This is a genomic window from Corynebacterium sp. HMSC074H12, assembly GCF_001813755.1.
In the GTDB taxonomy this organism is placed as follows: domain Bacteria; phylum Actinomycetota; class Actinomycetes; order Mycobacteriales; family Mycobacteriaceae; genus Corynebacterium; species Corynebacterium hiratae.
Map to the genome: position 1 here is coordinate 39,675 of NZ_KV813946.1, position 6,925 is coordinate 46,599.

The 6,925-nt window shown below is 60.4% G+C and carries 5 protein-coding genes; 1 reads left to right on the top strand and 4 read right to left on the bottom strand.

What is annotated here, in order from left to right:
* Positions 1 to 171 precede the first annotated feature (171 nt).
* The 4 genes from nagE to HMPREF2932_RS12275 all read right to left on the bottom strand — a co-directional run bounded on the left by nagE (position 172) and on the right by HMPREF2932_RS12275 (position 5,357).
* On the bottom strand, positions 172 to 2,304 hold the full coding sequence (nagE, locus tag HMPREF2932_RS12260) for an N-acetylglucosamine-specific PTS transporter subunit IIBC (protein WP_070511275.1): 2,133 nt from the start codon (positions 2,302 to 2,304) through the stop codon (positions 172 to 174).
* A gap of 41 nt (positions 2,305 to 2,345) precedes the next feature.
* On the bottom strand, positions 2,346 to 3,125 hold the full coding sequence (nagB, locus tag HMPREF2932_RS12265; protein ID WP_070679581.1) for a glucosamine-6-phosphate deaminase: 780 nt from the start codon (positions 3,123 to 3,125) through the stop codon (positions 2,346 to 2,348).
* Between the two features lie 19 nt (positions 3,126 to 3,144).
* Positions 3,145 to 4,302, bottom strand: coding sequence for an N-acetylglucosamine-6-phosphate deacetylase (locus HMPREF2932_RS12270; protein ID WP_049157625.1), 1,158 nt, complete (start codon positions 4,300 to 4,302; stop codon positions 3,145 to 3,147).
* Between the two features lie 176 nt (positions 4,303 to 4,478).
* Complete coding sequence (locus HMPREF2932_RS12275) at positions 4,479 to 5,357, bottom strand: alpha/beta hydrolase (protein ID WP_049157627.1); 879 nt, start codon at positions 5,355 to 5,357, stop codon at positions 4,479 to 4,481.
* Positions 5,358 to 5,603: 246 nt separating this feature from the next.
* On the opposite strand from HMPREF2932_RS12275, the gene HMPREF2932_RS12280 reads away from it, so the two are divergent.
* The gene (locus HMPREF2932_RS12280) at positions 5,604 to 6,842 is read left to right on the top strand and encodes an MFS transporter (RefSeq protein WP_046647863.1); all 1,239 of its coding nucleotides are present in this window, start codon (positions 5,604 to 5,606) and stop codon (positions 6,840 to 6,842) included.
* Positions 6,843 to 6,925: the final 83 nt, after the last annotated feature.

Here is a 6,925-nt window from a genome sequence, read left to right on the forward strand (position 1 = left end):
CTTCACTCCAGATTTCCCGGCTGAAATAGGGCCCTCCGAGCCACAACTGCCCGAGTTGCCAAAACCTTCGCTCCTCACCGCAGGGAGCAACGTTGTTTTTGGCAACTCGGGCAGTTTTTATATCTGGGATTTGGCCCCGCCGGCCCATCCCTTGAGATGGGCCGAATCAGGTTAGTTGCTGCGCTTGACGGTGGCCGCAACCTCGCCCGGTTGGACATGACCCTCGCGGGCAATGTCGACACCAGCGACTTGCTTGGCCGTCGGGCACACCACCGGGGTGATGAGGTTGACGCCGCGCTCGCGTAGCTTCTGCGCCTCCACCGCGATGATCGGCGTGCCGGCGGTGACGGTATCGCCCTTCTTGGCCAGGGCCGTGAAACCTTCGCCCTTGAGCTCCACCGTGTCGATGCCGATGTGGATAAGCAGGTCTAGGCCATCCGCGGTCTTCATGCCGAAGGCGTGGCGTGTCTTGAAGATCATGGTGATGGTGCCGTCTACCGGGGCGCAGACGTCGAAGGCATCGACGGTTTCAGGCATAACGGCGAAGCCTTCGCCCACCATGCCCTGTGCAAAGGACGCATCCGGGACCTGGGAGAGCTCGACGACGTCACCCGCGAACGGGGCGCGTACGTCGACGTCCGTCTCACCGTTGACGCTCTTAACGCCGGCGCTGGCCGGCACACTGGCTGCAACACCCGCAGCTCCAGCCGCGCTCGCAGCACCCGCCGTGGCCAGCGCCGGAGAACCGTGACGCAGCTGGTGACTGACCTCGTCATACATGAATTGCACGGCCGGGCCCACGATGACCTGGACGCTCTTCTCCGAGGGGTGGATGACGCCGGAGACGGCGGCGCGCTTGATTACGGAGTCGTCGACAAGCGCGCGATCCTTGACGCCCACGCGCAGGCGCGTGGTGCAGTAGTCCAGGGAGTCAATGTTGTCCTTGCCGCCGAGGCCTTCGATGATGCGCGCGGCATCGGCTGCGGTCTTGTCATCGCCGCTGACGGAATCCGCCGCGTCGTCGGCCTCATCCTCGCCGCGGCCCGGCGTCTTCAGGTTCAGCCAGCCGATGAGGAAGTAGAAGATGACGAAGTAGAGGAAGAAGAAGCCCACGCCCATGACCAGCAGCATGTACCACTTGTTGGCCAGCGGGTTCTGGGAGGAGAGCAGCATATCCACGAAACCGGCGGAGAAACCGAAGCCGGCGGTCCACTCCATGGCGGAGGCGATGAAGACGGACAGGCCCATCAGTAGCGCGTGCACCACGTAGAGCAGCGGGGCGACGAACATGAAGGAGAACTCCAGCGGCTCGGTCACTCCGGTGAAGAAGGAAGCCAAAGCGCCGGCGGCCATGAGGGAGCCGACGACCTTGCGCTTGCTCTTATCCGCGCGCAGGTACATGGCGAGTGCCGCACCCGGCAGACCGAACATCATGACCGGGAAGAAGCCCGCCTGGTAGCGGCCCACGACGCCCTCGACCGTGCACTGGCCGTTGGCCCAAATACCCGGGCAATCAGCGGCAGAGGTCGCGGCCGCGGCGGCGTCGATGGTGGCCTGGCCGGCCTGGAAGTTACCGATGTCGTTGATACCGATGACGTCGAACCAGAAGACGGAGTTCAGTGCGTGGTGCAGGCCAGTCGGGATGAGCAGGCGGTTGGCCACGCCGTAGATGCCGGCACCCGCCGCGCCCAGGCCCTGGATGGAGGTACCGAAGTTGAACAGCGCGTTGTAGATGAACGGCCACACAAAGTAGAGGATCCCGGAGACAACCATGGCGAAGATCGCGGTAAGGATCGGCACCAATCGGCGGCCAGAGAAGAAGGCGAGAAAGTCCGGCAGCTTGGTGCCGTGGAAACGGTTATATACCCAGGCCGCCATGATGCCGGCGAGGATGCCGAAGAGGACGTTGCCGCCGCCCACAGCATTCCAGCCTTCCGCGGCCCATTCCAGCGCCTCATCGCCGGTCAACGCGGTGGGGTCTTCGATGCCGCGGTAGCCGGCCACGGCCTCCGGGCCGAGCAGTTTCATAAACGTGGCGAAGGCCAGGAAACCAGATAGTGCTGCGGCGCCGTTGGAATCCTTGGCCAGACCGAAGGAAATCGCGATGGCGAAGATCCAGCCCAGGTTAGCCAGCACCGCATCACCGGAGCTGATGAGCAGCTGCGCGGCGAGGTTATCCGGGCCGGCGGCGCTGGATATCCAGTAACCAACACCGCAGAGGATCGCCGCGACGGGCAGCACCGCCACGGCGCCCATGAGGGCTTTTCCGAGCCGCTGCAGCGGCCCCATGACATCGACTTTCATGCGAGGAGTCCTTTCACATTAGTAAGGAATAGATGGAGTTTTTAGGAGAAGAGTGGGCGGTGCGGACGATGTTGGTCGGCAAAAATGTAGTACTCGCGGTCCTCCAACTGGGAAGCAGCGGATTCATCCACAATCACCGTGGCGTGCTGGTGCAACTGCAGGATTGAGGCCGGGCAGTGCGCAGACAGCGGGCCTTCCACCATGTTGCGCACAGCATTGGCCTTATTGCTACCGGTAGCCAGCAAGAGCAGACGACGCGCCTCGCTGATCGTTCCCAGTCCTTGGGTTACGGCAAAGCGCGGCACCTCGTCCACGGTGTCAAAGAATCGGGAGTTATCGTTCACGGTCTGCGGGTGCAGAGTAGTGACGTGGGTGCGCGACGTCAGGGAGCTGGAAGGCTCGTTAAAGCCGACGTGTCCGTTGGCGCCGATGCCCAGCAGTTGGATATCCACGCCGCCAGCATCACGGATGGCCTTGTCATAGGTGGCCGCGGCGGCTGCCGGGTCGTCCGCGTCACCAGCGGGGCTTTTCACCAGGTCGTCGTTGAAATCCACGTGGCTGGTGAATTCGCGGCGAATGGTGGAGTAATAAGACTGCTCGTGGGTGCGCTCCAGCCCGATGTATTCATCGAGCAGGAATGCGCGGCTGTCGGCGAAGCTGACCTCGCCGCGCTCATAGCGGGCGATGAGTTCCTTGTACATCGCCACCGGGGTCGATCCCGTGGCGAGGCCCAGGGTGGACCCAGCGTTGGCGTAGTGCGCGAAAATGTTCGCGGCTTCCACGGCCACTTCGGCCGGCGTGGAGCGGATGAGGATTTCCATGAGATGCCTTCCTGTGTGTTTAAGAGAGTGGGATGTCCGCGCCGTCGACGATGACGCGCACTGGTTCCAACTGGGCATTGAGACCCACCAGATTGGCACGAGCGCCAACCGCGATTCGGCCTAGATTCGTTTCCCCCAACACGTCGGCGGCCGTGGTGGAGGTAAAACGCACCGCCTCGCCCAGACCATGGCGCGCGGCGAAACTGACGAATTGCTGGGCCAAGGTGGAGGTACCACCCGCGATGGCGCCGCTGGGCACACGCGCTACTCCCCCGCTCACCGTGACGGGAAGGGAGCCCAATTCATAGTCACCGTCGGCCATTCCAGCGGCCGCCATGGCATCAGTGATGGCGAAGGCTCGGTGGCTGTGGGCCATGTCTACGGTGCCGTCGACAAGATGCACGCCGTCTGCGATGAGCTCGACGGCCACGTCCCCCGCCTTCGCCGCGGTAAGCAAAGCCGCGACCGGGCCCGGCGCGCGGTGGTGGATAGGTGGCATGGCGTTGAAGAGGTGCGTGCCGGTCACGGTGACGCCGAGCTCCTTAGCCTTGGCGATAACGCTCAGCGTGGTGTCGTAATCGGCCTCGGTGTGGCCCAGGCTGGCGATGATGCCATGCTCCGCGCAGACTTCGAGCAGCTTGTCGACGTTCTCCGTCTCCGGCGCGAAGGTAATCGAACGCAGGTGGCCGCGGGCCGCGGCGATGACTGCTCGGAAGAAGTCCGGGTCACCGGGCACGATGCGCGAAGGGTCCTGTGCGCCGCATTTGGCCGCCGCGATGAAGGGGCCCTCCATGTGGATGCCGGCGATTTCACCCTCCTCAGCCAGCTGGGCCAAAAGCTCAGCCCGGGCACACAGCTCTTCTTGTGTGCCGGAGACCAAGCTGGCCAGCAACGTCGTGGTGCCGTGCGCGCGGTGGAAGCGGGCGGCGGCCAGGCACTGCTCATAGTCGCCGTTGGGGAAGCCCCCGCCATTGCCTCCATGGTTGTGCAGGTCCACGAAACCGGGCACCCACAGCAACGCATCCGGGTCCCCGGCGTGCCAGGCGGCCTCGGCTGCGGGGACGTCGCCAAGCACTATGCCCTCAATGCTCTCCCCGAACGTGACGGCTCCGGCGCGCCGCTCGAAGTTCTCATCAATGTAGAGGCCCTCGACGTGGCCTTTCGCCTTTGTCTGCATAACTCATTCGATTCTGTTTGTACAGGCTGGCGTGGCACCGCCCGGTTGACACTTCATTTGAAATTTATCAGGGCTGCCGATTTTTGTGAACCACGCCTCCTGCAAAGAGGCGTGTGAGCACAGGTAGCTTTTTGCGTGTTCGGTACACCGCATGGGATGGCGAAAGACCCCGCGAACTACCAGCCACGGGTGGCCACTCGGTCCCAGAGCGCGTTGCTCGCCAGCTCACCGGCACCCGCCGGTGAAGCGCCAACGAACACGTCTCGTGCATCAGGATCATCAGCAAGAATGTAGCGGAACCACGCGGTGGCATAGCCGTCCCCGAACTCTAAAACGTCCTTGTGATCCGCGCCCAGGCGGCGGGCAATGATTGCCGGACCACCGGCTGATTGAAAGCTCTCCTCTAGGTCTGACCACGGGCTGACAAGCCAGCGGTCTGAACGGCCATCGCTCGTCATCAAGAACAACGGTGCCTCAACATCCGCGGTGGTGTAGTCCCAGTCATTGGACTGTGCCACTTTGTGGGAGGCCGGGCTCGCCGCATACACAGCTGCTACCTCCGTGTGGGCCGCAGCGTTGATGGCGCCCGCGCCACCCTGTGAGTGTCCGAAAATGCCAACCCGTGATCGATCCACGCGAGAATCCAGTTCCGGCAAGCTCTCGATTAGGTGCACGACATTCTCCCCGGTTCCGGTTTGGGGAGTCTCATCGCCGACAACCACGAAGCCCCAACTTGCCAGGTGTTCCGCCACAGGCAGGTAGCGACTCAGCGGCGTGTTCGTGCCATTAGCCATGACCACCGCCGGAAATGGTCCCGCACCCGTCGGTGCCGCAACGGTCACGTCGCCGTCGCGCCGCACGTCGACCTCGTGTGGCCCCTCGCCCGCAAACGACGCTTCCAGCGGGCCACCTGTCTCAGCGCTGTATCCGGGAGCTACGCCGTCATCACCGGTCACGCTGTCTGCATCGACCCACTGCATGAATCCCACAAACCCGACAAACGCCACCACAATCACGGCCACCACGGCAATCATGCCAACCACAAGCTTTTTCATGCTCTACATTTTGATGTTCACAAGAGCGAAGGTCACTAGCGCTAGCACTACTTTTTCCTGTACACAGTGCAAGACCTGACTCCGCCACACCCTTGCAATGAGAGTCGCACATCATTATCTTGTTGCATGTAATCGTCATCACATATGGGAGAAATAATGCTTACCTCCGAAACGCTTTCCGAAGTAGTCACAGTAGGAGGTTCAGGTCCGTTCAGCGGCCAGGGCAACGAAACAGTTGCAGCCTAAATGCATCCCCCTAGAAACAGTGGTGACGAAGGACTTTCATCTATCTACACCTTGACCGCCACATATTTTTTATTGTCAGTGTGCGGGTCAATGACCAGCCTCTCGATTTCACTCCACTTCGCCGAACTCAACAAAGGCGAACTGTTGGTGGCAAGCATCTTCATCTCGGGTACTTGCGCTCAAGTTTTTGCAGTCCCCTTTCTGGCCCCACTCTTCAACAAATTCAACAGCTATCACATTGCGCTTGCTGCACTCTTCTTAGATCTTCTGGGCCTGTTATCAATGGCAGCCTATCCAGAGCCATTGATCCTCATTGTCGGAAATCTCGTCACCGCATGCTTAAGCGGACTGTCAATTCCATCCATTTTCACCATCGCTGACTCTCAGGTCGGCGAAGGACAGCAGGCGAAAGCCTTCTCCCTCTTGGACACAGCCCGACTTGGCAGTGGATTCCTTGGACCACCTCTAGGTGGATTACTACTGGACCAAAGAAACCTGCAGACAGCGCTCTTCGTTGAAGCTTGCGCCGTTGGAGTCTCGCTACTTGCTTTTTATTTCCTTTATAAATCCTCGCCCCCGAAAACACTGCTTCATTCAGAAACCAAAGATTCTTCACCGAGTTTTCTCCAGAAGGTCCTCGAAGCACCTTCCCTTTTGCTGAAGAATAGAAGCGCTCGGTCCGCGTTAACCAGCATTTGGGGAGCAATTATCTGCACCTCGATTTTCAACGTTTCGCTTGTCTTCTATGCGACACAGACCCTCCACGTCAGCGGTACGTTATATGCCATCATTGCCCAAGCATTTATCGTGGGCCGCATCTTTGGCGCACGGCTTTCAGCTCGCCTTCACTCACAGAACGCTGGGAAAGTCCTGGCCGGGGCAGGATTCGCTATGGGGTGTTTCATAGCTTTACCTGGACTATTTCCCTCATTGTGGCTCTGCATCCCATGTTTCCTCCTGGGCGGAGTCTGCAATGCTGCTCAGGTGGCCGCACTACGCATAATCGTTGTCGGATCCGTACCTGATGAAGTGAAACCCAAAGCCCTTTCTACGATGGGTTCAATTAACAGCTCCGCAATGCTTATTGGATACATCATCGGGGCACCTGTTGTAAGTGCCATCGGCCCAGCTGCGGCCCTTGTCGTATCAGGGTTTGGCACCTCTATCCTCACTCTGGGGCCAATTCTGAAGACCACCATGTACGGTGCCTCCGGTGACCAAGACTACGACAACAAATAGCATTCAATTCTGTAGTAAATCTACTGTCAGATGCGAGTTTTTGGTACCGGTGTGTTCAGAAGACTGAAATGGTAGCGGTGTGG

Coding starts and splice junctions, on each gene's coding strand:
- nagE (WP_070511275.1), bottom strand. CDS start 2,304: ATGAAAGTCGATGTCATGGGGCCGCTGCAGCGGCTCGGAAAAGCCCTC.
- nagB (WP_070679581.1), bottom strand. CDS start 3,125: ATGGAAATCCTCATCCGCTCCACGCCGGCCGAAGTGGCCGTGGAAGCC.
- HMPREF2932_RS12270 (WP_049157625.1), bottom strand. CDS start 4,302: ATGCAGACAAAGGCGAAAGGCCACGTCGAGGGCCTCTACATTGATGAG.
- HMPREF2932_RS12275 (WP_049157627.1), bottom strand. CDS start 5,357: ATGAAAAAGCTTGTGGTTGGCATGATTGCCGTGGTGGCCGTGATTGTG.
- HMPREF2932_RS12280 (WP_046647863.1), top strand. CDS start 5,604: ATGCATCCCCCTAGAAACAGTGGTGACGAAGGACTTTCATCTATCTAC.